22 protein-coding genes are annotated in these 25,384 nt (G+C 66.6%); 5 read left to right on the forward strand and 17 right to left on the reverse strand.

Translation table 11 applies throughout. From position 1 onward, the window contains the following. The first annotated feature begins 56 nt into the window (after positions 1-56). Positions 57-1,268, forward strand: coding sequence for an MFS transporter (locus QAZ47_RS24135; protein ID WP_278230992.1), 1,212 nt, complete (start codon positions 57-59; stop codon positions 1,266-1,268). 172 nt (positions 1,269-1,440) lie between these two features. Here the strand turns inward: QAZ47_RS24135 and QAZ47_RS24140 are convergent, their stop codons facing one another. From QAZ47_RS24140 to QAZ47_RS24160, 5 genes are all read right to left on the reverse strand, one after another. Next, positions 1,441-3,462, reverse strand: a complete 2,022-nt coding sequence (locus QAZ47_RS24140; protein WP_278230993.1) for an amidase — start codon at positions 3,460-3,462, stop codon at positions 1,441-1,443. A 360-nt stretch (positions 3,463-3,822) separates the two neighbouring features. Further along, entirely contained in the window at positions 3,823-6,072 is a 2,250-nt protein-coding gene (locus QAZ47_RS24145) for a molybdopterin cofactor-binding domain-containing protein (RefSeq protein ID WP_278230994.1), read from the reverse strand. Next, positions 6,072-6,575: a (2Fe-2S)-binding protein gene (locus QAZ47_RS24150; RefSeq protein WP_278230995.1), complete on the reverse strand. Its 504-nt coding sequence runs from the start codon at positions 6,573-6,575 to the stop codon at positions 6,072-6,074. The genes QAZ47_RS24145 and QAZ47_RS24150 overlap by 1 nt, the downstream gene beginning before the upstream one ends. A gap of 20 nt (positions 6,576-6,595) precedes the next feature. Then, on the reverse strand, positions 6,596-7,969 hold the full coding sequence (locus QAZ47_RS24155; protein WP_278230996.1) for a cytochrome c: 1,374 nt from the start codon (positions 7,967-7,969) through the stop codon (positions 6,596-6,598). Between the two features lie 287 nt (positions 7,970-8,256). Continuing rightward, on the reverse strand, positions 8,257-9,837 hold the full coding sequence (locus QAZ47_RS24160; RefSeq protein WP_278230997.1) for a WD40 repeat domain-containing protein: 1,581 nt from the start codon (positions 9,835-9,837) through the stop codon (positions 8,257-8,259). Positions 9,838-10,089: 252 nt separating this feature from the next. Here QAZ47_RS24160 and QAZ47_RS24165 point away from each other — a divergent pair, with 252 nt between their 5' ends. Next, a complete protein-coding gene (locus QAZ47_RS24165; RefSeq protein ID WP_278075689.1) occupies positions 10,090-10,179 on the forward strand; it encodes a putative RiPP precursor in 90 nt (29 codons plus the stop codon). A gap of 242 nt (positions 10,180-10,421) precedes the next feature. Here QAZ47_RS24165 and QAZ47_RS24170 read toward each other — a convergent pair whose 3' ends face one another. The 8 genes from QAZ47_RS24170 to groL all read right to left on the reverse strand — a co-directional run bounded on the left by QAZ47_RS24170 (position 10,422) and on the right by groL (position 19,451). Then, positions 10,422-11,198: an exodeoxyribonuclease III gene (locus QAZ47_RS24170; RefSeq protein ID WP_278230998.1), complete on the reverse strand. Its 777-nt coding sequence runs from the start codon at positions 11,196-11,198 to the stop codon at positions 10,422-10,424. 30 nt (positions 11,199-11,228) lie between these two features. Next, complete coding sequence (locus QAZ47_RS24175; RefSeq protein ID WP_278230999.1) at positions 11,229-11,897, reverse strand: alpha/beta family hydrolase; 669 nt, start codon at positions 11,895-11,897, stop codon at positions 11,229-11,231. A gap of 294 nt (positions 11,898-12,191) precedes the next feature. Then, positions 12,192-13,316, reverse strand: coding sequence for a tetratricopeptide repeat protein (locus QAZ47_RS24180; RefSeq protein WP_278231000.1), 1,125 nt, complete (start codon positions 13,314-13,316; stop codon positions 12,192-12,194). Next, complete coding sequence (locus QAZ47_RS24185; protein WP_278231001.1) at positions 13,313-14,224, reverse strand: Ku protein; 912 nt, start codon at positions 14,222-14,224, stop codon at positions 13,313-13,315. Before QAZ47_RS24185 ends, QAZ47_RS24180 begins: the two co-directional genes overlap by 4 nt. Before the next feature lie 205 nt (positions 14,225-14,429). After that, on the reverse strand, positions 14,430-14,579 hold the full coding sequence (locus tag QAZ47_RS24190; protein ID WP_278231002.1) for a hypothetical protein: 150 nt from the start codon (positions 14,577-14,579) through the stop codon (positions 14,430-14,432). Positions 14,580-14,727: 148 nt separating this feature from the next. Continuing rightward, positions 14,728-17,232: a DNA ligase D gene (gene ligD / locus QAZ47_RS24195; protein ID WP_278231003.1), complete on the reverse strand. Its 2,505-nt coding sequence runs from the start codon at positions 17,230-17,232 to the stop codon at positions 14,728-14,730. Positions 17,233-17,468: 236 nt separating this feature from the next. After that, positions 17,469-17,693, reverse strand: coding sequence for a hypothetical protein (locus tag QAZ47_RS24200; RefSeq protein WP_278203288.1), 225 nt, complete (start codon positions 17,691-17,693; stop codon positions 17,469-17,471). Between the two features lie 129 nt (positions 17,694-17,822). Beyond that, entirely contained in the window at positions 17,823-19,451 is a 1,629-nt protein-coding gene (gene groL / locus QAZ47_RS24205) for a chaperonin GroEL (RefSeq protein WP_278231004.1), read from the reverse strand. 333 nt (positions 19,452-19,784) lie between these two features. Between groL and QAZ47_RS24210 the strand changes: the two genes are divergently transcribed. After that, positions 19,785-20,282 (forward strand): GNAT family N-acetyltransferase, encoded by a 498-nt coding sequence (locus tag QAZ47_RS24210; RefSeq protein WP_278231005.1) that lies wholly within the window; start codon positions 19,785-19,787, stop codon positions 20,280-20,282. 304 nt (positions 20,283-20,586) lie between these two features. Next, on the forward strand, positions 20,587-21,594 hold the full coding sequence (locus QAZ47_RS24215; RefSeq protein WP_278231006.1) for an aldo/keto reductase: 1,008 nt from the start codon (positions 20,587-20,589) through the stop codon (positions 21,592-21,594). A gap of 174 nt (positions 21,595-21,768) precedes the next feature. Here QAZ47_RS24215 and QAZ47_RS24220 read toward each other — a convergent pair whose 3' ends face one another. Next, positions 21,769-21,999: a hypothetical protein gene (locus tag QAZ47_RS24220; RefSeq protein WP_278231007.1), complete on the reverse strand. Its 231-nt coding sequence runs from the start codon at positions 21,997-21,999 to the stop codon at positions 21,769-21,771. Between the two features lie 429 nt (positions 22,000-22,428). Between QAZ47_RS24220 and QAZ47_RS24225 the strand changes: the two genes are divergently transcribed. After that, on the forward strand, positions 22,429-22,965 hold the full coding sequence (locus tag QAZ47_RS24225) for an Hsp20/alpha crystallin family protein (protein ID WP_278231008.1): 537 nt from the start codon (positions 22,429-22,431) through the stop codon (positions 22,963-22,965). A 25-nt stretch (positions 22,966-22,990) separates the two neighbouring features. Here the strand turns inward: QAZ47_RS24225 and QAZ47_RS24230 are convergent, their stop codons facing one another. The 3 genes from QAZ47_RS24230 to QAZ47_RS24240 all read right to left on the reverse strand — a co-directional run bounded on the left by QAZ47_RS24230 (position 22,991) and on the right by QAZ47_RS24240 (position 25,371). Further along, complete coding sequence (locus QAZ47_RS24230) at positions 22,991-23,620, reverse strand: glutathione S-transferase family protein (protein WP_278231009.1); 630 nt, start codon at positions 23,618-23,620, stop codon at positions 22,991-22,993. Between the two features lie 313 nt (positions 23,621-23,933). Further along, the gene (locus QAZ47_RS24235) at positions 23,934-25,031 is read right to left on the reverse strand and encodes an NAD(P)/FAD-dependent oxidoreductase (protein WP_278231010.1); all 1,098 of its coding nucleotides are present in this window, start codon (positions 25,029-25,031) and stop codon (positions 23,934-23,936) included. Between the two features lie 106 nt (positions 25,032-25,137). Continuing rightward, positions 25,138-25,371 carry a hypothetical protein gene (locus QAZ47_RS24240; protein WP_278231011.1) on the reverse strand — a complete coding sequence of 78 codons (234 nt, stop codon included), beginning with the start codon at positions 25,369-25,371 and terminating at the stop codon, positions 25,138-25,140. Between the last annotated feature and the right edge of the window lie 13 nt (positions 25,372-25,384).

Consider the following 25,384-nt stretch of genomic DNA (forward strand, 5'->3'; position numbering starts at 1 on the left):
CATTATGCTTATTCCGAATAAAGTCCTCGCTGGATATGCGAACAGCGAGGAACCTCATGCACGGAACCCACAACGCGCAACTGGCCGAGCGGCCGGCCGAAACCATCACCCGATCGCAGACGCTGCTCTTTGCCGCCTCGGTCGGCATCATCGTCACCAACCTGTTCGCGCCGCAGACGCTGGTCGGGCTGATCGGTCCGTCGCTGGGCGCCGCGGCATCGGAGAGCGGTCTCGTCTCGATGGCGACCTTGCTCGGCTATGCCGCCGGGCTGTTTTTCCTGGTGCCGCTCTCCGACCTCGTCGAGAACCGGATGCTGGTGCTGCGCATGCTCGGCGCGGCGGCGCTCGCGGCAGCGATCGCACCGTTCGCGCCGTCAGCCACCTCCCTGCTCGCCGTGCTGTTCGTGCTGGGCGCCGCCTGCTCCTGCATCCAGGTGCTGGTGCCGGTCGCCGCCTCGATGGCGCCGTCCGGACAGGACGGGCGCGTCATCGGCGACGTGATGAGCGGGCTGATGATCGGCATCCTGTTGTCTCGGCCGCTGGCGAGCCTGGTCGCAGACGCCCTCGGCTGGCGCGCCTTCTACGGCATCAGCGCCGCGGCGCTGGCTTTGCTCGCCATCCTGCTCGGCCTCGCCTTGCCGCGGCGGCGGCCGCTGGCGCATACGAGCTACGCGACGTTGATCGCCTCGCTGCTGGAGCTTTTGCGCCAAGAACCGGTGCTGCGCCGCCGCGCGCTGACGGCGAGCCTGGTGATGGCTGCCTTCAGCGTGTTCTGGACGGCGGTGGCGCTTCGCCTTGCGGCAGCACCCTTCGAACTCGGCCAGCGCGGCATCGCGCTGTTCGCGCTGGCGGGCGCCGGGGGTGCTGCGGTGACGCCGATCTTCGGCCGCGCCGGCGATCGCGGCTTCACGCGGCCGGCGACGGTTTTCTGCCATCTCGGCCTGATAGCCGCGCTCGGCCTCGCGGCCTGGGCGGGCGCGGCCACCGGCGGGGCTTCATGGCCGCCGCTGCTGCTTATGGGCACCAGCGCCGTGCTGCTCGACATCGGCGTCACCGGCGACCAAACGCTCGGCCGCCGCGCCGTCAACCTTTTGCAGCCGAAGGCGCGCGGGCGCCTCAACGGACTGTTCGTCGGGATATTCTTCATCGGCGGCGCGGTCGGCTCGCTGCTGGCGGGGGTGACCTGGGCGTGGGGCGGATGGAATGCGGTCTGCGCGGCCGGGGCGGTGTTCGGGGTGGCGGCGCTGGTGGTGGATTGGGTGGGGTGAGGCGGCGCCGAATCTCCCCCCTCGAGGGGGAGATGGCCGCGAAGCGGCCAGAGGGGGTCGTCTCGCATCAAGCACCGACGCCTTGTGGAAGCGAAGAGGTTGGCGCCCCACGCGCAGCGACCCCCTCTGTCGCCTTCGGCGACATCTCCCCCTCAAGGGGGGAGATCAGGCGCTAACCAATCCCGCCCGTCACGACATAGGCGCCTGCCGCGCGCCCCTCTGCCAGCCTCACGATGGCCGTCACGATTGAGCCATAGAAACCGCGCCAGACACTGTGGAGGCCTTGATGCGTCGACGCCGCTACCGTCACCCGGCCGGTGTAGCGGTTGCCGTTTACATGCATGGTGACCGGCTCGCCGTTGACGTGGACTTTCACAGCCGCTTCCGGCTGCGCCTCGCCCGCCTCAATCTCCAGCGCGATCGCGATCTCATCCGTGTCACCGGCGTGGACCGTTTCGGCAGTCAGCGTCAGGGCAAACGGCGCATCGCCGGCACCGCTCGTCATACCGCCGCACGCCACAAACACGTCGTCTGCCAGCGCCGGCGTTCGCGGCGGAACGGTGCGGCGCCGCGTGGAGCGCTCGTAGTCGCCGGCCATCGCCAGCAGCGCTGTGTCGTCATAGGCCTTGCCGGCGAAGGTGAGGCCGACAGGCATGCCGATATCGGCCATGGTGCCCATCGGCACCGTCACCGTAGGGATGCCGAGATGGCGCCAGACCAGATTGCCGTTGGCGACCCAGGCGCCGTTGCGCCAGGCGAGGTCTGCCGAGGCCTCGTTGACGTCGGCATCGGCCGGGCCGACATCGGCGACAGCCGGCAGCACCACGGCGTCGAGCCGGTTGGCCCCGAGCCAATCCTCGAAATCGACGCGGCGCGTTGCCTCCAGGCCCTTCAGCCCTGCCTCGATCGTGGGGATGTCTTCGAGCGGCGAGACACCCTGCTTGGCCCGCTCGACATACTCCGCCAGGTCGAAGCCGTCGTCGCCGTAGCGGTCGGGCAGCGCGCCCGGCGGCTGCGGGAAGATCTTCGGGCCGTCGACCGAGGCGAGATCGGGGAGCGCCGGATCGGCATTGGCGCGCAGGAAATCGTCCCATGACCAGATGGCGAGGTCCCAGAGCTCGCGTTGGGCAAACTCCTGCGGCACCAGCCCGCGATCGACCATGGAGAGAGCGCCCGGACGGTCGCGCTCGTAGTTGGAGACGACGGGGAAATCGACCTCGACCACTTCGGCGCCGAGCGCTTCGAGGTCGCGCGCCGCCTGTTGCCAGAGGTCGAGCACCGAGGCGCGCGTTTCGATCGGCCGCTCGGCGCCTTCATCCTTGCCGATATACATTTTGGGGACACCGAGCAGCTTGCCCCTGAGCGCGCCTTGCAGCGAAAGTCCCGTATAGCTTGCCGGCCGAAGCGCCGAGGCTTTCGGGATCGGCACCCAGGGCTGCGCGCGCCAGAAATCGCCGCGCGTGTCGTGATCGTCGGCGACGATCACGTCGAGCAGCTCCAGCATGTCGGAAACCGAGCGCGTGTGCGGCACCACCACATCCATGGTCGGCACCAGCGGCCAGTTGCCGCGCACCGAGATCACGCCGCGCGAGGGCGTGTAGGCGACAAGCGCATTGTTGGAGGCCGGCGCGCGGCCGGACGACCAGGTCTCCTCGCCGAGCCCGAAGGCGGCGAAGCTCGCGGCGGTCGCCGTGCCCGAGCCGTTGGACGAGCCGGAGCCGAAGGCGGCGGTCAGGTAATCCTTGTTGTATGGACTCTCGGCGCGGCCATAGACGCCACGCTGCATGCCGCCATTGGCCATCGGCGGCATGTTGGTGAGGCCGATAAGCACCGCGCCGGCGGCGCGCAGCCGGGCGATGGTGAAGGCGTCGTCGTTTGCCGTGAGATGCTCGAAGGCGGGCGAGCCGGCCGCGACCGTCAGGCCCTTCGCCTTGTAGCTGTCCTTGGCGGTGTAGGGGATGCCGTCGAGGGGCCCGAGCGTCTTGCCTTGGCGGCGGCGCCGGTCGGAGGCAGCCGCCTCCTCGAACATTTTTGGATTGAGGATGGGCACGGCATTCAGCGCAATGCCGTGCCGGTCGTAATGCGCGATGCGCCGCAAGTATGCGCCGGTAAGCTCGACGCTGGTGACGGTGCCATCCTCCAGCGCGCGGCGCAGGTCGGCGATCGAGGCTTCGACGAGGTGGAGGGTGTTCATCTCATTCCCTGCTTGTGTGGTGGTCACACAGCCAAAGGCAGCGTTCCGTCACACCCCCCTCTGCCCTGCCGGGCATCTCCCCCGCAAGGGGGGAGATTGGATGTCGCGCATGCTTTCGCCAATCACCGACATTGCAGAGAGGGTGCCGTCGCCGGAACTGCCAATCTCCCCCCTTGCGGGGGAGATGGCCGGCAGGTCAGAGGGGGGTGCGAAGGAACTCGGCCTTTGCGAATTCGCCTCCAAGAAGATAGTGGTTCGACTGAAATGCTGGCGGGACAGCGCCCCCCTCTGCCCTGCCGGGCATCTCCCCCACAAGGGGGGAGATCGACTGTCACGCGAGCTTTCGCCAATCGGCAGCCCCTACACCCCCAGCACCGCCTTCACCCGTTCGCGCGTATAGGGCAGATCGTAGATCCGCTTGCCCGTCGCATGCCGAAACGCGTTGGCGATGGCGCCGGCGGTGGGGCCTTGGGCGGCTTCGGCGACGCCGAGATAGGGCGCGCCCGGATTGTCGACGACATGGACATCGATCCTGTCCGGCACGGCGCTGAAGCGCAGGATCGGATAGGCCGACCAGTCGGAACTCAGGATGCGCGTCCTGTCGAAATGGACGGCCTCGTAGAGCGTCCAGCTCAGCGACTGCAATATGCCGCCCTCGGTCTGGTTGACGATCGAATCCGGCGCCACCGCCTCGCCGCAGTCGACGGCGCAGACCACATGCGAGATGCGGACCGTGCCGCTGTCGCGATCGACATCCGCCTCCAGCGCCACGGCAAGCCAGGCGGCGTGGTTCTTGTATTTGGCGAAGGCAAAGCCCCTGCCCCGGCCTTGCGGCAGCGCATCTTTCGACCAGCCGAATTTGTCGGCCGCCACCTCGATCACCTTCCTGGCGCGCGGGTCCTTCAGGTGGCGCAACCGGTATTCCACCGGATCGGCATTCGCCGCCAGCGCAAGCTCGTCCATGAAGCTTTCGATGGAGAAGACGTTGCAATAGGCGCCGAGCCCGCGCAGCGAGGATACCCGCACCGGCATATCGGCGATGAAGTGCCAGTTCACGCGCTGATTCGGCACGTCGTAGAGCGGGATCGCGTTGCGGTCGCCATTGCCGAGCGGCGAGATCTGCAGCTTGGCGGGGTCGGCCGGGAAATGCCGCGCCATCAGCCGGCCCGCGATCAGCGAGCCGGCCGAGCCCGGCCGCGTGCCGTGGCTGTTGCTCCACAGATCGTAATGCCAGTTCACGATGCCGCCGTTCTGGTCGAGCGTGGCGCTCGCCCTGGTGAGCATCGCCGGCCCGTAGGGCTCCCACAAATGCTCCTGGTCGCGCATCCATTGCACCCGCACCGGCTTGCCCGGAACTTTCTGCGCGATCAGCGCCGCATCGGCGGCGGCGTCGTCGGCGCCGTTATGGCCGTAGCAGCCGGAGCCCTCGGTGTGGATGCAGCGCACTTTTTCCGGCGGCACGCCGAGCATCTCGGCGATCGCCTTGCGGTCGGGGTAGACGCCTTGGGTGTGCGTCCACACCGTCGTCAGGCCATTGTCCAGCAGGGCCACCGCGCTCGACGGGCCGATCGAGCCGTGCATCTGGTAAGCGCGCGTGAACTGCGCCTGCAGCGTTTTCGCGCCCGGCGCACTTTCGGCCCCGACCGAGGTCACGGCGCCGACTTCCGAAACGGATTTTTCCAGGAAGGCCGCCATGTCGCTCTGGTCGGGAAGCGCCGGCTGCTCCTGCCATTTCGCGACGGCTGCCATGGCGCGCATGGCCTTCACCGCCTGGAACTCCTGCTCGGCGACGACGGCCAGGAAATCGCCGTCGCGCACCACCGCGACCACGCCGGGCATCGCCTTGACGGCGGCGTCGGCGAAATCGGTGAGCTTGGCACCATAGCTCGGCGGCCTGACCACGCGCGCATGCACCATGCCCGGCGGCCGCATGTCCTGCACGTAGGCCGAGCCGCCGGTGACCTTGGCCGGAATGTCCACCCGCGCGAAGGGCTTGCCGATCGCGCGATAGGTTCCGGGCGGCTTGAGCCTGGTGTCGGCGGCCGCGTCGACATGCAGGAAATCGGCCGAGACCAGCTCGCCATAGCCGGCCTCGGCGCCGTTCGGGCCGACGATCCTGCCGGCCTCGGCCTTGAGCGCATCGACCGGCGCGCCGAGCCTTGCGCCCGCCTTGGCGAGAAGGATCTGGCGCACCTGCGCCGCCGCGTAGCGGATCGCGGTGCCGCTGTTCTGGATCGTCTGGCTGCCGGCCGTGTAGCCTTCGTTCGGCGTCAGCGCCGTGTCAGCGGTGATCAGCTTGATCGCCGCGGGCTCCACTTCAAGCTCCTCGGCCGCGATCTGGCGCAGCGATGTCTTGGTGCCCTGGCCAAGCTCGGCCTTGCCGGTGAAGACGGTGATCGAGCCGTCCGCGTCGATGCGGATCCAGGCGTCGAGCGACGGCGTGTCGGCGAGGCTGCCCTGCAGCTTCGGCTTTGCCGCTTCGGCGCCAGGCGCCGGCGTCGCGCCCTCCTGGGCAGCCGCGGGGATGGCAAAGGACACGACCAGCGCGCCTGCTCCCGCCAGGAAGCCGCGCCGTGTCATGTCCGGAAGATGCGGGTTCGGTGCGTCCATCATCCCCTCCCCGCGGCAGCGGCGGGCGATAGGCCGGCCGACCTCGCCTTCATGAGGTCGCGCGCCCGGGCCACGGCGCGCAGGATGCGCATATGCGTGCCGCAGCGGCAGAGATTGGGCTCCAGCGCCTGCCTGATGTCGGCATCGCCCGCCTCGGGCTTAGCCTCGAGCAGCGCCTGCGCCCGCATCATCATGCCGGCGATGCAATAGCCGCATTGCGCCGCCTGCTCCTCGATGAAGGCCTTTTGCATCGGCCCTGGATCGTCGATGGTGCCGAGGCCCTCGACCGTCCTTATCGCGCGCCCCTCGACGAGCATGGCCGGCGTCAGGCAGGAAAAGACCGGCTCGCCGTCCACCATCACCGTGCAGGCGCCGCACTGGCCGAGGCCGCAGCCGAACTTGGCGCCGTTGAGCTTCAAGTCGTTGCGCAGCACGTAAAGCAGCGGTGTCGCCGGATCGACGTCGACGTCGTGCGCGGCGCCGTTGACGTTGAGCTTAACCATCAGTCCTTGGCTCCCATGTTTCAGTCCTTGGCTCCGATGTTTTCGGGGGCGCGCTCGATGCCGTCGGAGGGCCGAACGCTGACCTGGTATTTTCCGCTCCTGGTGTCGGCGAGCCTCGCTTGCGCGCCCGGCCAGGCCGGCTTGGCCGCATAGGCCTCGCGAAGGTAGGCGAGCAGGTCGACCACCTGGTCGTCCTTCAGCGTCGCGGCGAAACCCGGCATGATCGGGCTCTGGTGGCCGCTCGCCGCCGGCAGGCCGAACAGCACGACGTTGATGGCGTTCTGCGGGTCGGGCGCGGCGATGGTGCTGGAGAGATGGAAATCGATGCCGCCGAAGGGCTGCGGGCGGCTGCCGTCATGGCATGTCGCGCAGGCCGCCTGGTAGATCGCGCCGCCGCGGCTGGTCACGCTGCCGGTCGTGGCGCTCGCCGGTATCGGCGTGCCGCCCTGATCGGTCGAGAGTTTCTTGCGGACCGCCTCGCCTATCGCCGCGCGCTCGGGCGTCGGCGCGCCCATGCGGGACGTCAGGTAGGTGGCGATGGCGCCGATGTCGGAATCGGGCAGCCGGCCGAGATTGCCGGTGACTTCGGCCATCGGTCCGTTGGCCACGCCATGGTCGGCCTGCCAGCCCTGCCTCAAATAGGCAAAGAGGCTGTCACGCGTCCACGGGATCGGAGCCGAGGACGAGGCGTCGAGCGCGAAGGCTGTCCAGCCCTCGGCCTCGCCGCCGGCCAGATGCGATCCCTTCTTTTCGGCGCCGAGCGCGTTGCGCGGCGTGTGGCAGGCGCCGCAATGGCCGAGGCCCTCGAACAGATAGGCGCCGCGGTTCCACTCCGCGCTCTGGGACGCATCCTCGCGATAAGCACCCTTGTCGAAGAAGAGCAGTTTCCAGCCGGCCAGAACAAACCGCACGTTCAGCGGGAACGGCAGTTCATTGGCGGGAGGCTGGTTCTCCACCGGCCGGCGCGTCATCAGATAGGCATAGAGCGCCTTGTTGTCCTCGTCGGACACAAGCGTGAAATGGTCGAACGGAAAGGCCGGGTAGAGATGGTCGCCGTCACGATCGACGCCCTCGCGCATGGCCCGGCTGAAGGCGGCTTCCGACCAGCGTCCGATGCCGGTCTTTGGGTCCGGCGTGATGTTGGTGGAATAGATGGTGCCGAAGGGCGTCGGCACCGCCAGCCCGCCGGCGAAGGATTTTTCCCCCGGCTTGGTGTGGCACGCGGTGCAGTTGCCGACCGAGGCGAGCACGGCTCCCTTTTCGATCAGCGCCTGATCGAAAGCGGCGCGCTGCAGCGGTTCGACCGGATCGATCTCGGGCTTCCAGGCATATGCGCCGAAGCCGGCCGCGCAAACGACAGCGAGAATGAGAACGCCGATCCAGAAACGTTTCAAGAAGGGCCTCCTTTGCGCGAGGCACGGCGGGCACGCGTCGCAGGCGTGGCGCCACGCGAGGAGAACTAGGTTCGAGGTGCGGGGCGTCAATGACAGCTGATCTCCTCCCTTGAGGGGGAGATGGCCGGCAGGCCAGAGGGGGTCGTCTCGCGCGGAACTCCAGCGTCGTGCAAATGCCGCAAGAAGGAGTTGGCGCTCTACGCGCAGCTACCCCCTCTGTCGCCTTCGGCGACATCTCCCCCTCAAGGGGGGAGATTGCGCCCGGCCGCTTTCGCCGATCTCCTGCGTTACTCCGGCGCGCCCGCGAACAGCACCGTCCCATCCCCGCCGGTCGCCGGCCAGTCGCGGATGGTGCGGTCGATGCCGCCGGTGAGAAGCGTGCCGTCGGCGGCGAACGCCACCGAGTACATCGGCCCGGTGCCGGGGTCGAATTCGGCGATCTCGGCGCCTGTGTCCATGTTCCAGACGCGCGCGGTGCCGTCGAGCGAGACCGAGCCCAGCTGCTTGCCGTCGGCGGACAGAGCGAGCGCATAGACCGTGCCGGAATGGCCGTCGAAGCGGCGCACTTCCCTGAAGCTGTCGAGGTCCCAGAGCTTTATCGTGTAGTCGCCGCTGCCGGTCACCGCGTGGTGGCCGTCAGCGGTGAAGAGCGCGCCATAGGCGCCGCGGTCGTGGCCATGCCAGCTGCGCAATTGCTTACCGGCGCCGATGTCCCAAAGCTTGAGCTCGCCGTCGATGCTGCCGGTGAGCGCTGTTGCGCCGTCGGGCGAGACGGCGACCGAACTGACAGACCAGTCGTGGCCGGGCAGGACGTGGAGCACCGCGCTCTTCTCCAGGTCCCAGACGATGACGGAGCCGCTGTCGTGGCCGCTGACGGCGCGTTTGCCGTCCGGGCTGACGGCGAGCTTGTTGACGCCGCCGTTCTGGCCCGACGAGAAGACATGCAGCACCGCGCCGTCGGAAAGCTGGCGCAGCACGATCTCGCCATCGTCGCCGGCGGTAAGAGCGGTCTTGCCGTCGGGCATGAAGAGTGCCGTGCGCGCCATGTCCTTGTGGACGCCGAGGTCGCGGATCAGCCGCTTGCCGTCGATGTCCCAGAGCTTGATCATGCGGTCGGTGCTGGCGCTCATGATCTCATGCCCGTCGGCCGAGACCGCCAGCCAGACGACGGCATCGCGATGGCCTTCCGGCGCGGTCGGCTGCGCCGGCGGCTCGGGCGGAGGCGGCGCCACCGTCTCGGGCGGCGAGGCGATTTCGGGCTGAGCAACGGGCGCCAACGCCGTCTGCTGGACGGGCTCCGGGGCGGCTGGGGCAGCCTGCTGCGTTGACGGCTGCGCTGGCGGCACTGGCATCAGGTCGGGCGGCACCGTGGCCAGAGGCGTCGGCTCGGCGGGCGCCGCGACGGGCTCGCCGGACGGTCGCTGAGCGAGGGGAGCCCGCTGCGGGGCCGGGGCCGGCGCGATCCCGACCGGCGTCGCGGGCTGCGCCGGAGCGGCGGCAACCTCCTTGGATTCGGCCGGTTCGCCACCAGGCGCCTGCCAGGGACCGAGCTGGTCGGCGACGATGGCGAGCAGGGTAATGAGCGGCACGGCAAGCGCGATGCGGCGTAGCCTGGGGCGCTCGGCTGGCACGATCTCGGCGTCGCGGCCGAAGAGAGGCGCCGAAGGATCCTGCTTCGGCGCCGCCGGCAGCAGGCCGGCGAGGAACGAAAGCCCGGTGAGAATCGAAAGCACGCCCGCCGCGCCGAAGACCTCGGCGCTCGTCGTGGCCGGGGGCTTGCCGCCCAGCGCCAAATAGAGCTTGGCGAAGCAGACGAGGCCGACTACGAGCGTCGCCAGCGCCAGCAGCCTGTCGGTCGATCTTTTCATGGGCGTTCCCCCGCGCCTTCCTGCCCGATAGCGGAAAGCGCATCGGCCATCCTAGCCGAGCTTCTTTCCGTGGCTAAGTGCGAGACATCACACGAAGAAAGATAAATGTGCCTCGGCCGGGCGAGGCATAAAGCGCCGGCGGTGTGAGCAGAAAGCCACATTCCCCAAGAATGGACGGGACTGCTAGCCGGCTTGGTTGACAGAAAACGGCCTTATGACATCATCCGGGCGGGATTTTCAGGAGAGCTTGGCATGAAGAAGATTTACGAGAGGCCTTCCCTGGTGAAAAAGGGCCGGCTTTCGGCAGTCACCGCGCAAGTGGCGCCATCCACGGCGACTTGACGGATTTTGAGACCCCAGGCTTTCGCGCGAGCATTTTCGCGAATCGTCAGGCAATGGCGGACCGGCAGGGTGATCCGGCAGCGAAGGGCGTCCTGTGTCGGCCGTCGGGATTCTCCAGCTTGGCGGATACGTTCAGGATCTGCGAGCAAGCAATAAGATCACCAAGCGTCTCCTTTCTTCCAGTACTCCTCATCCGTCTCGGCGCTACGCGCCGAGCCACCTTCTTCCACAAAGGGAGAAGGTCAGGTCGCCAATTCCACCCACACCGGCGCGTGGTCGCTGGCGTTGTCCCCGCCCCGCACGTCGCGATCGATGCCCGCCCCTTTCAGTTTTCGCGCCAGCTTCTTCGACAAGAGGATGTGGTCGAGCCTGAGCCCCGCGTCGCGTGGCCAGCGGTTCCGGCGGTAGTCCCAGAAGGTGTAGAGCTTCTCCTCCTTCGGGAAGACCTTGCGCAGGGCATCCGTCCAGCCTTGCTCGATCAGCGCGGCGAAGGCGGCACGGCTGTCAGGCTGCACCAGCGCGTTGTCGTCGTAGGAGCGGGTGGCGTAGATGTCGCGCGGCTCGGGCACGATGTTGTAATCGCCGGCAAGCACCACCGGCAGGCCGGTGTCGAGGAGATCACCGGCATGCGTGGTGAAGCGCTCGTGCCAGGCGAGCTTGTAGTCGAATTTCGGCCCCGGCTGCGGGTTGCCGTTCGGCGCATAGAGGCAGGCGATCACGATGCCGTCGACCGCCGCCTCGATGTAGCGCGCCTGGCGGTCGGTGTCGTCGCCGGGCAGCGCATCGCGCGTCAGCACCGGCTCGGCGCCGCGCGCCAGGATCGCCACGCCGTTCCAGGTCGGCTCGCCTTTCCATACCGCGCCGTAGCCGGCATTCGCAAGCCTGGTCAGCGGGAATTGGGTGTCGCGCGACTTCAGCTCCTGAAGGCAGACGACGTCGGGCCTTGCGCGCGCGAGCCAGGCGAGGAGGTTCTCCAGGCGGCTGTTGATGTTGTTGATGTTGAAGGTGGCGAGTTTCATTTTTGGATGTCGAAGGCGCCCCTCGCTTCGTCATCTTCGGGCTTGACCCGAGGATGACGAAGTCGATGGCGCCATCCAGGCCTTCACCGTGTCCGCCACCGTCTTCAGATGATCCGCCGCCGAAAACCCCGAGATCGCCTTGCGCGGCTTCAAATCGTGGTCGCCGTCCTCCAGCCAGACAATCTGAATAGCCTCGGAAAGGCCATAGGTCGCGACCTCGTCCTTCGTGCCGAACTCGTCGCGCGTACCCTGGAAGATCAGCGTCGGCGTCTTCAAGTCGGTAAGATGCTTCGTCCGAAGCTGCTCAGGCTTGGCCGGCGGATGGAAGGGATAGCCCAGACAAACCAGGCCGGCGATCTCGCCCTTCGAAAACAGCTCGTCGGCGACCATGGAGGCGACGCGCCCGCCCATCGACTTGCCGCCGATGATCAGCTCACCGGTGATGCCCTTGGCGCGCAGGTCGGCGATCGCCTTGATGTATTCCGGGTTCACCGTCTCGGCGCGCGGCGGCGGCTTGCGGTGGCCGTAGCGGCGCGCCGCCATGTAGTGGAACTCGAAGCGCGCGACGCGAAAGCCGGCCGCGGCGAGCGCCTTGGCGGTGGCGGCCATCGAGGTGGAATCCATCGGCGCGCCGGCGCCGTGGGCGAGCAGGATGGTGACGGGGGCGGTTTCCGGGCCGTCGAAGAGGAAATAAGTCATGGTGTCTCCGGCGTGGGCGACCCCTTCTCCCCTTGTGGGAGAAGGTGGCCGAGCGAAGCTCGGACGGATGAGGGGTGCTCCAGCTTGGCGGACACGCCCATCGATGTACCGGCACGCGACAAGATCACTAGCGCCTCATTCCTTCCAGCACCCCTCATCCGTCTCGGCGCTGACGCGCCGATCCACCCCGGCCCTTCGCAGGCTCAGGGCGTTCGAAGCTCGAAAAGCCAAGCAATTGGCTTTTCGTCCGCTGCGCGGACCGCTTCTCACCCACAAGGGGAGAAGGAAAGGCGCTCACCCCGCCGTCCGCGCCATATGCAAATCCACGAACTGTATGCCCTTCTGCGCCAATCTTGCCCACTCGGACTCCGCATCCAGCTCCAGATACCGCGTCCACAGCCGACGCGCCTCCAGCAGATTGCCGGCATCGAACTCCAGCCGCGCCAGGTTGAACACCGGGTCGGCATAGGCCTTGTCGAGCGCGATCGCCTTCTGCAGATGCCGCCTTGCTGAAGCCACCTTGCCCTCGTCGCTCATCAGCCCGGCGAGGTTGAACCAAGCCTCGACGAAGCCGGGATCGAGTTTTATCGCTCGGGCATAGTCATGCGCGGCCTCCGCGACGCGGCCGGCGCCGCGCAGGCAGTTGGCGCGGTTGAAGGCGGCGATGGGATCCTTGGGGTCGATCGCCATGCAGCGCTGGTAGAGGACGGCCGCGTCGTCGTGGCGGCCCTCCTCTTCCGATGCTTCCGCCTCTGCGAAGAGTTCCTCCAGCGTGTCGTCTTCCGGGCTGCCCAGATCGAACAGCAGCTGGCCGTCGAGCTCGCTCCTTCCCTCGTCGAGATAGATCGCGTCCGGGCGGCCATGCTGCGAGCCGAGATTGAGCGACTTGGCGGTGAGCGAAGCGACCGGGCCGGAGCGATGCACCGAGCGCGCGATCGCGCCCCAACTGGCGCCGCTCGCGATCAGCCCGGCATATTTTCTGGCCAGGATCAGGTCGCGGAAGGAATAGGGCTCGCCGTCATGCTCGAAGGCGTCGAACAGCGAGAGCATGTCCAGGTCGTCGCCGGCGAGCCGCGACTGGTCGATCAGCGACTGCCTGGACAGCGACGATGCCTCCGGCGCTTTCATCAGGCCGAGCAGGCGCAGGAAGCCGTTCTCGCTGATCAGTTGGCGCCCGGCGTCGCGCTCGGCCTTCGCGCGGCGCTCGATCTCGGCGTCGCCGGCCTTTGCCAGCCCGGCCTTGGCGAGAAGCGCGCGGCCGAACACGACATGGGTGGTGCGCCGCGTGACGCCGCGCCGCAGCTCGGCATGGCGGCGCTCGACCTCGCGGGCGGCGAGCCTGAGCGGAAAGGCGGCAAGCGCGCCGACGGCGCCGAAGACGGCGCCGGGGAGAATCACTGGCCCTGCGTTTCCCGTCACTTCTTGCTCTTGCCGACGGCCTTCAACAGGTTCGCCTTGAGCGGATTTTCAGGCGCGCCGCCGCCGGCAGCCGCCTTCTTGGCGGGCTTGGCCGGCGCTTCCTCGGCCTTGCTCTTCGACTTGGCCGGGGGCTTGGCCGACTGCGACAGGCTCGCCTTCAGCGCGTCCATCAGGTTGATGACGTTGCCGCGCTCGGGTGCGGCCGCAATGATCGGCTTGTGGCCCTTCAGCTTCTCGCGGATCATCGCCATCAACGCCACCTCATAGCGATCCTCGTAATTCTTCGGATCGAAGTGGGTTTCCTTCTGCTTGATCAGCGCCTGGGCGAGATCGAGCATTTCCGGATCCGGCTTGCCGGCGGGGATGTTGCCGAAATATTCAGCCGTGCCGCGCACTTCGTTCGGGTTCCTCAAGGTGCAGACGAACATGCCGTTCTCGCGCGCGCCGATCGTCACCACACGCTCGCGGCTCGAAAGCACGAGGCGGGCGATGGCGAGCTTGCCGGACTTGCGCATCGCCTCGCGCAGCACGACGAAGGTTTCCTCCGCCATGGCGCCGTCGGGCGCAAGGTAATAGGGCGAGTCCTGATAGATGACGTCGACCTCGTCCTCGTCGACGAAGGCCTCGATGTTCATCGTGTGATTGGATTCGATCCTGACCGCGTCGAGGTCGGCGTCATCGATGATGATGTACTGCTTGTCCTCGTATTCGTAGCCGCGGACAAGGTCCGAGCGCTCGACCAGGCCGAGCTCGGGATCGACCGGCTTCATGTTGATGCGGTTGTGGGTCTTCTTGTGCAGCTGGTTGAACGAGATGCGCTCGCTCGCGCTGGTGGCCGGATAAAGCCGGACCGGACAGCTGACGAGGCTGAGCTTGAGGTAACCTTTCCAACTTGCCCTGGGCGCCATTGATTAACTCCTACGCGGCCATGCACTGACATCTATGTTGGAGCATGGTCTTGTCCAAAACCGGTTCCCACTTTTTGGGACCATGCTCTCTGCAGCGCTTCGTCCAAAGGACGAGCAGCGCCGTGGAAATCCTACACCGACCCCTGATCTTACAGCCGAATTCCTAGCGAAATGTTTTTGGGACGGGGTTGGCGCGGAGGATAGTTCAAATTGTAGCAAGCGTCGATGGAGATACGGGCGCGACGCTGGCGATTGGCCGAAGCCCCGAAGGCATGCGACGTCCGAGATCATTGGTGACACCGATGTAGATCGTGCCGCCTTTCTGGCTTGCGGTCATGCAGACATAGCCGGTCATGGATCGATCTTAGTTGACGCTGTTGGTAGTGACTATTCTGCCACGCTGCATTCTACGGCTAATGTAACGGCATGGATCCTAGGGTCTGCGCGCGTCGCTTCGCTCCTTGCTTCGCCCTAGGATGACGAAGGCGTGAAGGCCGCGCCAACTACAAGCGCTTACCTCCGTCAGTCACCGGCAAATCCCTCGCAGCCTCGTCGATCTCCGCCCACGGATCCCCCGAGGTCTCCAGCAATCCCGGCAGCGAGGCGTAGTTCAGGTCCTCCGGCGCGTCGATCGTCTCCAGGTCGGTCCAACTCACCGGCGTCGAGGCCGGCAGGTTGGTGCGGGCGCGCAGCGAATAGGGCGCGGCGGAGGTGTGGCCGCGGGCGTTGCGGTGGAAATCGATGAAGATGCGCCTCTTGCGGTTATCCTTGCCCATGGTTGTGGTGAAGGTATCGGGCGCGCTCGCGGCGAGCAAAGTCGAAATGGCGCTCGAGGCCTGGTGCAGTTTCTTCCAGTTCTGCTTGCGCGTCACCGGCACGGTGATGTGGATGCCCTTGCCGCCCGAAGTCTTGGCGAAAGGCACCAGGCCGAGGCTCTCCAGCCCGCCCTTGATGTGGACGGCCGCCTCCACCACCTCGCGCCATGAAATCCCCTCGCCCGGATCAAGGTCGAAGACGATCTGGTCGGGCTTGTCGAGCTTGGTGCGGTGCGTGCCCCAGGTGTGGAACTCGACGACGCCGAACTGCGCCAGCGCCAGATAGCCCTTGGCGTCCTCGACCGAGAGATAAGTCTTGGTCTCGCCTTCCGAATTGGTCGATTCGAACACTGCCACCGAAGGCGGCATGCCCGTGAAGGCGTGGCGCTGGAAGAAGCAGTCCTGCGGCTTGCCGGTCGGGCAGCGCACTAGCGACACCGGCCGGCCGATGATGTGCGGCAGCATGAAATCGCCGACCAGCGCGTAATAGACGGCGATGTCGAGCTTGGTCGGCCCGGTCTTGCCGAACAGGCGCCGCTCCGGATTGGTGACCCAGATGGTGGCTAGGTCGGATTCGGCGATCAGCCGCTTGCGCTTGACCGGCACCGGCGTGGTCAGCCCGCCGACATCGCGCAGGCCGCGAAAGACGCCGTGGCGGATCGCATTGTCGGCGGTGCGGTTCGAATAATGGATGCGGGCCGACAGCAGCGGCTTCACCCAGTGCATCTCGCGCATGATCTCGCGCGGCGCACCTTCGGGCGGCGTGGCGCCGGCGGTCAGCCGCTCCAGCCTTGCAAGCAGGTCGGCCGCCATGTCGCGGTCGAAGCCGGTGCCGACCTTGCCGCGATAGTGCAGTTCGCCATTCTCGAACTCGGCCATGCCAAGCGCCGCCAGCCCTTCCGCCCGGTCGGAGACCGTATAGCCGGCAATGACGAAATCGTCCGTCTTGAGCGCCTTCACCTTGGTCCAGCTCTTGGTGCGGCCGCTCTGGTAGGTTGCGTCGGCACGTTTGGAGACGACGCCTTCCAGCCCCAGTTCCGTCGCCTGTTCGTAGAGCCCGCGTCCATCGCCCTCGACATGGTCGCTATACTGGATGGCGGAATTGGCGGCCTGGCCGGCGAGCAGTTCGGCAAGCAAGGCTTTGCGCTTTTGCAGCGGCACCTTGCGCAGGTCCCAGCCGTCGAGGTGGAGAAGGTCGAAAGCGTAAAAATGCAATTTGGAGCCGGCGCCCTCGGCCAGCGCGTCCTGCAGCAGCGCGAAGCGGGAGATGCCCTTGTCGTCGAGCACCATGATCTCGCCGTCGATGATCGCCCGGCTGACCGGCAGGCGCGCGAAAGCCTGCGGAAGATCGCCGTAGCGCTTCGTCCAGTCGATGCCGCCGCGGGTGATCAGCCGCACCTCGCCGTCCACGACATGCGCCATGGTGCGGTAGCCGTCGAATTTTATCTCGTGCAGCCAGAGCTCACGCGTGTTGTCCGCCGGCCCTTCGCCGCCTGGCGGCTTCGGCACCTGGGTGGCGAGCTGCGGCTCGATCCGGTTCGGCGGCTCGCCCTTCACCGCGCCGGGCAGCGCGCCGGGTTTCAGCGAGCCGGGCTTGGGCGGCAGGCGCTGCGGCTTCTTCGCCGGCGCCGCCAATTCCTCGATGCGGCGGCCGGACTTCACGCTTTCCGGCCGCGCCTCGAGGATGTCGAGCTTGGTGTCCGAGGCGAGATCGCGCTCCTTGAACAGCAGCCAGTTCTTCTTGTTCTCGTCCTCGCCGGGTTTCGGCTTCAGCCTGGTCAGCATCCAGCCGCCGTTGAGCTTCTGGCCGGCCAGCCGGAACTTGAAGGCGCCGGTGCGCAGGCTCTTCTCGACATCCTCCATCGGCGCCCAGGTGCCGGTGTCCCAGACGATCATCGGCCCGCCGCCATATTCGCCCTCGGGGATGACGCCCTCGAAGTCGATATATTCGATCGGATGGTCCTCGGTCTCGACGGCGAGGCGCTTGTCGGCCGGGTTGAGCGATGGGCCACGGGGTACAGCCCAGCTCTTCAGCACGCCGCCGACTTCGAGGCGCAGGTCGTAATGGTCGGCGGTGGCGTGGTGCTTGTGGACGACGAAGCGGTTGCCGCCCTCGCCGGTCGTACCGCCGGCAGGCTCGGGTGTCCGGCTGAACTCGCGCTTGGCGCGGTAGGTTTTGAGTTTCGAGGGCATGGGTCAGGCGGAAGTGGTGGCGGACGCGGCTTCCCAGCGCCGGGATCTCGCCATCCCTACGGTCGTCATCCTCGGGCTTGACCCGAGGATCCATGCCGTGACTTCAATCATATGGTGCAGCGGAGCAGAACCTGGACCGCAGCGGCACTTTGACGTCACGGCATGGATCCCAGGGTCTTCGCGACGTCGCTTCGCTCCTGCTCCGCCCTGGGATGACGAAGAGATAAGCGTCACGCTCAATCGTCGGTCGCCGGCGTCAGTTCCAGTTCGGCGGGCGTTAGCCCCTGCCTGAGCTGTGAAAGCCGGAACTCGTCGACCCAGTAAGCCTCGCCATCGACCAGCACGCGGGCCTGATAGGTGCCGCCGGAAAAGCTCTGCGCGGTGACATAGACCTTGTGGCGGTCGAGCGCCTTCTTCACCGCGGCGCGGCGGGAATTCTCTCTGGCGGCGGGACTGGCCATGGCATCACTCGATTACGCTGCCGCCGGGACTGCGGCCGCCGCCAAGGATGGCGGAGAGCGGAGAGCGAGTCAATTTGGTCAGATGGCGATGCCGATCTCCTCCTCGTGGGAAGATCGGCCGTCACCTCCTCAATAGTCCATCCCCGCCCCCGGAGGCATGGCGGGAGCGGTCTCCTTCTTCGGCTTTTCCGCCACCATCGCCTCCGTGGTGACCAGCAGGCCGGCGATGGAGGCGGCGTCCTGCAAGGCGGTGCGCACCACCTTGGCCGGGTCGATCACGCCCTGGCCGTAGAGGTCGCCGTAGTCGCCGGTCTGCGCGTTCCAGCCGAAAGAGAATTGCCCGTTCTCGCGCAGCCTGCCGACGATGATCGACCCTTCGGCGCCCGCATTCTCGGCGATTTGGCGCACCGGCGTTTCCAGCGCACGACGCACGATCTCGATGCCTGTCTTCTGATCGGGGTTGTCGACCGCGGCCGCGTCGAGCGCCTTGGCGGCTCTCAGCAAGGCCACGCCGCCGCCCGGCAGGATGCCTTCCTCGACCGCTGCGCGGGTGGCATGCAGCGCGTCGTCGACACGATCCTTGCGCTCCCTGACCTCGACCTCGGTCGAGCCGCCGACGCGAATGACGGCGACGCCGCCGGCGAGCTTGGCCAGCCTTTCCTGCAGTTTCTCGCGGTCATAATCCGAGGTTGTTTCGTCGATCTGCTGCCTGATCTGGGCGACGCGGCCGTCTATCTCGGGCTTGGCACCGGCGCCGTCGACGATGGTGGTGGCTTCCTTCTCCACGGTCACCCGCCGGGCCCGGCCGAGCATGTCCAGCGCGACGTTCTCCAACTTGATGCCGAGATCCTCGGAGATGACCTGGCCGCCGGTGAGGATGGCGATGTCCTCCAGCATCGCCTTGCGGCGATCGCCGAAACCCGGCGCCTTGACGGCGGCGACCTTGAGGCCGCCACGCAGCTTGTTGACGACCAGCGTCGCCAGCGCTTCGCCTTCGACATCCTCGGCAATGATCAGCAGCGGCTTCGCCGATTGAACCACCGCTTCCAGGATAGGCAGCAGCGCCTGCAGATTGGACAGCTTCTTCTCGTGGATCAGGAGATAAGGCTCCTCGAGATCGGCGCGCATCTTGTCCTGGTTGGTTATGAAATAAGGGCTGAGATAGCCGCGGTCGAACTGCATGCCCTCGACCACTTCGAGCTCGGTCTCGGCGGTCTTGGCCTCCTCGACGGTGATGACGCCTTCATTGCCGACCTTCTGCATCGCCTCGGCCAGGAAGCGGCCGATCTCGGCGTCGCCATTGGCCGAGATGGTGCCGACCTGGGCGATCTCGTCGTTGCGGGTCACCTTGCGGGCATTGGCCTTGAGCTCGGCGACGATCACTTCCACGGCCTTGTCGATGCCGCGCTTCAAATCCATCGGGTTCATGCCGGCGGCAACGGCCTTCGCCCCTTCCCTGACGATCGTCTGGGCGAGCACCGTGGCGGTGGTGGTGCCGTCGCCGGCGACGTCGCTGGTCTTCGACGCGACTTCGCGCACCATCTGCGCGCCCATGTTCTCGAACTTGTCGACCAGTTCGATTTCCTTCGCCACGGTCACGCCGTCCTTGGTGATGCGCGGCGCGCCGAACGATTTCTCGATGACGACGTTGCGACCCTTGGGGCCGAGCGTCACCTTCACCGCGTCGGCCAGAATATCGACGCCACGCAGCATCCTGTCGCGAGCTTCCGTATGGAATTTTACTTCCTTGGCAGCCATTGGAATCCTCCCTCCGCGAGCCTTCTCCTTGCCGGGGCTCGCACGTCTGTCGAACTAGTCTGGTGCCGCGGGGTTTCAAGGGCGGCAGCCCGGAATTTTCAACACCCGGTCGGCACTTCAACGCATTGTAATCGCGGCGCTAATCAGGATAGCGCGGGTAGAGGAGCGGACGACTTCGGGAGCGGGCGGACTTGTGCGGCGCAGCATCGGAACACTTCGCCTCATCAGCCCGTTCAAATGGGGCCCGGCAATTGTCGACAGGCTTGCCAGGCAGGCGCGCCGGCTGCAGTAGTGAGCCGCGTCACACCGCGCCGGCGAATGAGGGAGATGGCAATGGTCCAGATCAGGGCAATGGCGAAAAAGGATCTCGCCGCAGTCTCGCGGTTGCTCGGCCAGTCCTGGCGGCGGACCTATTCGCCGATCATGGGTGAGGAAAACACCGCCCGGCTCTCCGACGAGAGGCATGCGCCCGAGAAGCTGGCCGAGGAGCTTGCCGACGACAACAAGATGTCCTTCGTCGCCGAGCGGACCGACGGCTCGATCGCGGGCTATGCGATGGCGGCGATGGACGAACATGGCGACGTCACGCTCGACCGGCTGCATATCGAGCCGCAGGAATTCGGCAGCGGTCTCGCCGTCGACCTTCTGCACGCCGTGCTTGCCGCCCATGCCGGCATCCCCAGCATCGCGCTGGAGGTGATCGAAGGCAACGACCGCGCGGTCGCCTTCTATCGCAAGCACGGCTTCGAGATCGCCGAGCACCGACCGGCGGCGCATGGCGTCGGCGGCCATGCCTCGCTGATCATGCGCCGGCTTTTGCCGAGGGCGTGAAAGCGCCTCGCGCCGAAGTGAATTCAAGCGACGCGTTTCAATTCCTTGTTTTGAACCGCCGCGCACTTCCGGGCGACATGCATCAGTCTCGACGTAGGCGGTTCAGGTGGTTCCGTCAGGGCTTCCGAGGGAGTGGAGTCGGCCGGAACCACCCGCCCGCCTTGTGTCCTTCCCAAGACGGATGAACGGTACGACCTACCGTCCTGCCCTGCTTTGATCCTGATCAAGCGAGCGCACAGGCTGGACGCCTCGCCCCTGGCCTCTATATTTTCGAGAGCGCTTATTTTCCATTGGAGACAGACAGATGAGCCTCGGCAAGCAGAAACTCGGGGGCCAGGGGCTCGTCGTCTCAACGATCGGCCTCGGCTGCATGGGCATGAGCCAATCCTACGGGCCGGCCGACGAGGCGGAGTCGATCGCGACCATTCACCGGGCAATCGAGCTCGGCTGCACCTTTCTCGACACGGCCGAGGTCTATGGGCCTTTCCTCAACGAGGAGCTGCTCGGCCGCGCGCTGAAGGGCCGGCGCGACGAGGTGACGATCGCGACCAAATTCGGCTTCCGCATCGTCGACGGCAAGCAGGTCGGCACCGAGCGCGACAGCCGGCCCGAGCATATCCGCGACGTTGTGGACGCCTCGCTCACGCGGCTCGCCACCGACCATATCGACCTGCTCTACCAACACCGCGTCGATCCAGGCGTGCCGATGGAGGATGTGGCGGGCACGGTGGGCGAGCTGATCGCCGAGGGCAAGGTGCGCTTCTTCGGCCTGTCGGAGGCCGGCATCGCAAACATCCGCCGCGCGCATCAAGTGCACCCGGTCTCGGCGCTGCAGAGCGAATATTCGCTGTGGGAGCGCAACCTGGAGCCCGAGATCATCCCAGCGCTTGCGGAATTGGGCATCGGTCTGGTGCCGTTCGCGCCGCTCGGCCGCGGCTTCCTCGCCGGCGACGTCAAGCGCGCGGAAGAGTATCCTGAAGGCGATTTCCGGCGCGGCGACCCGCGCTACCAGGGCGAGAATTTCGACGCCAATGTCGCCGCGGCCGCGACGGTGCGCGACATCGCCGCCGCCAAGGGCGTGAAGCCCGGCCAGGTGGCAATTGCCTGGCTGCTCGCCAAGGGTCCGGAATTCGGCATCGACATCGTGCCGATCCCCGGCACCAAGCGGCGGACCTATCTGGAGGAGAATGTCGCCGCCGCCGACATCAAGCTCGACGCCACCGAGATGCTGGGGCTCGACATGGCGCTGACGCCCGACAGGGTTTCGGGGCCGAGATACAACGAGCGGACGATGTCGATGGTGGACCGGTAGGGGCGCCAGCCGATCTCCCCCCTCGAGCGGGAGATGTCGCCGAAGGCGACAGAGGGGGTCGCTGCGCGTGGATCGCCAACGCGTTCCGAGAAGAGGAGGCCGCCGCTCCATGTGAGACGACCCCCCTCTGGCCGCTTGGCGGCCATCTCCCTCTCAGGGGGGAGATCGGCGCCGCTACTTCTTCTTGCAATCCGGCAACGCCTCCATGGCCTTCCTGGCCTCGCCCTCGCTTGCGTATTTCTTCTTGCCGAGATCGACGACGAGCGTCCCGTCAGGCTTCTTCGGCACAATCTCGCACTGCTTCGAGACGGCATCCCTGGCGACCCAGTATTCCTCGGCCGCCATGGCGGGCAGGCCGGCCAAGCCGGCGGTGAGGAGGATTGCGAAAGCGAGATTGCGAACCATTCCCGGTCTCCTTGCTTGCGTTGCTGGAAAGCAGGCCGGAGCGGTGCCGGTGCTCCAGTCGTTGACCCAGTTCCATGGAAGACCGCTGCGCATTTCCTGCGATTGCTTCGACGAAAACGCCCTCCCCGCGCTTCCGTTCCAGGCATCAGGCGGCGGTGAAACCGGCATGCCGGGGAGCGGCCGCCTTCCAAGGCGGCGGCTGTCCTCGGAAGCGGCGAAGAAAAACGCTTGCGCGCCCGCAAGGCGAGTCTTGACTTCGGCCGGCCGGCCTCCAGATCGACACTTGCCGATCCCGTGCGAGCGCAGGACGTGCAAGGCTGCATCCCGACCGCCGCCGGCGCGCTGAACGACCGGTCCGGCGAAACGCACAGCCAAGACTGCCCGGCACCGTCGCACCCGCATCGCGCGTGCCAGAAGGAGGACATTGAAATGGCAATTCGTGATCTCATTCCCTGGAACAGGGAAGGCAATCAGGTTCCGGGCTTCTATCGCGACGCCGATCGCGATCCGTTCATGGCGCTGCACCGCGAGATGAATCGCCTGCTCGACGATGCGTTCCGCGGCTTTGGCGCCGGGCTGCCTTCGTTCGGCGGCGCCTTTGGCGGGCGTCCCGGATGGCCGAGCCTCGAAATCTCCGACACCGGCAGCGAAATCCGCGTCATGGCGGAAGTCCCCGGCATGGAGGAGAAGGACATCGAAGTGATGCTCGACGACGGCGTGCTGACGCTGCGCGGCGAGAAGCGGTCCGAGAGCGAGGACAAGGACAAGCAATTCTCGGAGCGCTTCTACGGGCGCTTCGAGCGGCGCATTCCGGTCGGCACGGAGGTCGAGGAAGACAGGGTCAACGCAGCCTTCCACAACGGCGTGCTCACGGTGATCCTGCCGAAGACCCAGCAGGCCCAAGCGAAAGCCAAGCGCATCCCGATCAGCGGCGCCGCCCCGAGTTCCGGCAAGAGCAAGCATTGAGCGTGCCGGATCCCGGTTGCACGGCTCAGCCGCCCGAATGCGGGTCGATGCTGTAGGGGTGCACGGGATAGCCGGGGCCGATCGCCTCGCTCGCCCGATCGATCCAGGCGCTGACCGCCGGATAGTCGGCGAGCGAGAAGCCGCAATCCTCGGCGCGGTGGCCGTAGGCATAGACGGCAATGTCGGCGATGGTGAGCGAGCCGCCGGCGAGGAAGGGCGTGTCCTGCAGGCTGCGCTCGAGCGCGGCAAGCGCGCGGATGCCCGCCTCGCGCTTGCCGGGAACAAGCGCCTTGTTGCGCTCCAGCCGCCCGGTCAGCGTCCAGAAGCGCAGCGAGCCGATGACCGGCTCGACATAATACTGCTCGAAGAACAGCCATTGCATGGCCTTGGCGCGCAGATGCCGGTTCGCCGGCAGATAGGGCGAGACCTCGGCGAGATAGACGAGGATGGCGTTGGACTCGGCGATCGCCTCGCCGTCCTCCAGGCGGAGCACCGGAACGGCGCCGGCCGGATTGAGTTTGAGAAATTCCTCCGTGTGGCTCTCGCCCTCGAAGATCGACACTTGGCGTGTCTCGTAAGCGATGCCGAGCAGCCCGAGCAGGACACGCACCTTCCAGGCATTTTGCGACGGCAGATAATCGTAGAGTGTGAGCATGATGGGTCCCCTCTCTCGTCCAGGTGAATTGCTTCGCATGGGGAATGCATGGGCGCCACCCGATTTCCGACGTCATCGCGAGGCACCCCCCTCTGGCCTGCCGGCCATCTCCCCCTCAAGGGGGGAGATTGGATGTCGCGTTCGTCTTCGCCAATCACCGGCGTTGCAGGATTAATGCCGGCGGGGGCAACTGCTGATCTCCCCCCTTGAGGGGGAGATGCCCGGCAGGGCAGAGGGGGGTGCTGTCCCGCCAACGTTGATAGTTGATAAGGGATGTTGTCCCGCCAACATTGACAGGCAACTGCCCTGAAACTCACCTCCCCGCTATATCCATCGCCACCGCCTTTGCTTCGATGCCGATCTCGCGCAGCAGGCCGGTGACCGGGTTGTGGAAGCCGACGAGATAGACGCCGAGGTCGGAGGCGCGGGCATTGACGCCGCTTTTCGCCGGCCTGAGCTCCGCCGGCAGGATGCCGTCATAGCCCGGCCGATAGCCGGTGGCGAAGATCACCGCGTCGAAGTTTTTCTCCTGCCCATCGGCGAATTTCGCGCCGTCCTCGGTGAAGCGGACGATGTCGGGGAGGATGCCGATCCTGCCCGCCTTGATCGCCGCCACGGTGCCGACATCGATGACTGGAATGCGGCCGGCATCGATCTGAGCGAGGATGCCCTGCTTCGGTCGCACGATGCCGTATTTCTCCAGCCTGCCCAGCGCCAGGTCGAGGATTTTCGGGAACATCCAGTCGTTGAGCGCCTGCGGCATCGGCCGGCTGGCGATGCCGACCATCTGGATCGGCACGCCGAAGAGCTGGCGCGGCACGATGTGGACGCCCTTGCGCACCGAGATCGCCGGGTGCGCGCCGCTCTCGGCCAGGTCGAGCGCGATCTCGGCGCCGGTGTTGCCCATGCCGATGACCAGCACATCCTTGCCGACATAGGGCGCGGCCTCGGTGTAGGCGGCGCTGTGCAGCACCTCTCCCTTGAACGCCTCGATGCCGGGGAAGCCCGGCACGATCGGCTCGGCATTGTTGCCGGTGGCGATCACGATCTTGCTGGCGCGGATCTCGCCTGCGTCGGTCTCGACCAGGAATTTTTCGCCCACGCGGCGGATCGATTTCACCGTCACGCCGAAACGCGGCTCGAGGCCGAAGCGTTCGGCATAGGCATCGAGATAGGCGACCACCTTTTCGCGCGGGACGTAGCGGGGATGGCTCTTCGGAAACGGCACGAAGGGCAGCGAGGAAAACGACTTCACCGTGTGGAGATGCAGCCGGCGATAATGCCGCCGCCAGGCCGGCGCCACCTCGCCCGCCTTTTCGAGGATGGTGAAATCCACCCCCGCCTGTTTAAGGCAAGCTCCGACGGCCAGCCCCGCCGGCCCCGCGCCGACAATGACGACATTGGTGTCCAAGACAGTGTCCTCCCCAAGGCCATGTCAGGCTATGACGAGAGCTGTACGAGCGGCAAGTAGGGAGAAGCACCTATCCTTCTCCCCTTCTTTTGGGAGAAGCAAGAACTTACTCCATCCCGCTCGGCGCTTCGGGCTCGTCCTCGGGCGGCTCCAGGATCTCGATCAGCCGCGCTACCCTGGCGCTGGGCAATGCGTGCCCCTCGTTCACCAGCGCCTCGTCGGCGCCGATCCAGGCAACGGCCTCGTGCAATTCCTTAAGGCTGGCACCAGTGAGCGCGACGTCGGCGATGACGACCTCGTCGACCGGACCAAGCACCGAAATGATCTCGTTGCGGGTCATCCTTGCCTCCCCA

The organism is Mesorhizobium sp. WSM4904 (assembly GCF_029674545.1).
Lineage (GTDB): Bacteria > Pseudomonadota > Alphaproteobacteria > Rhizobiales > Rhizobiaceae > Mesorhizobium.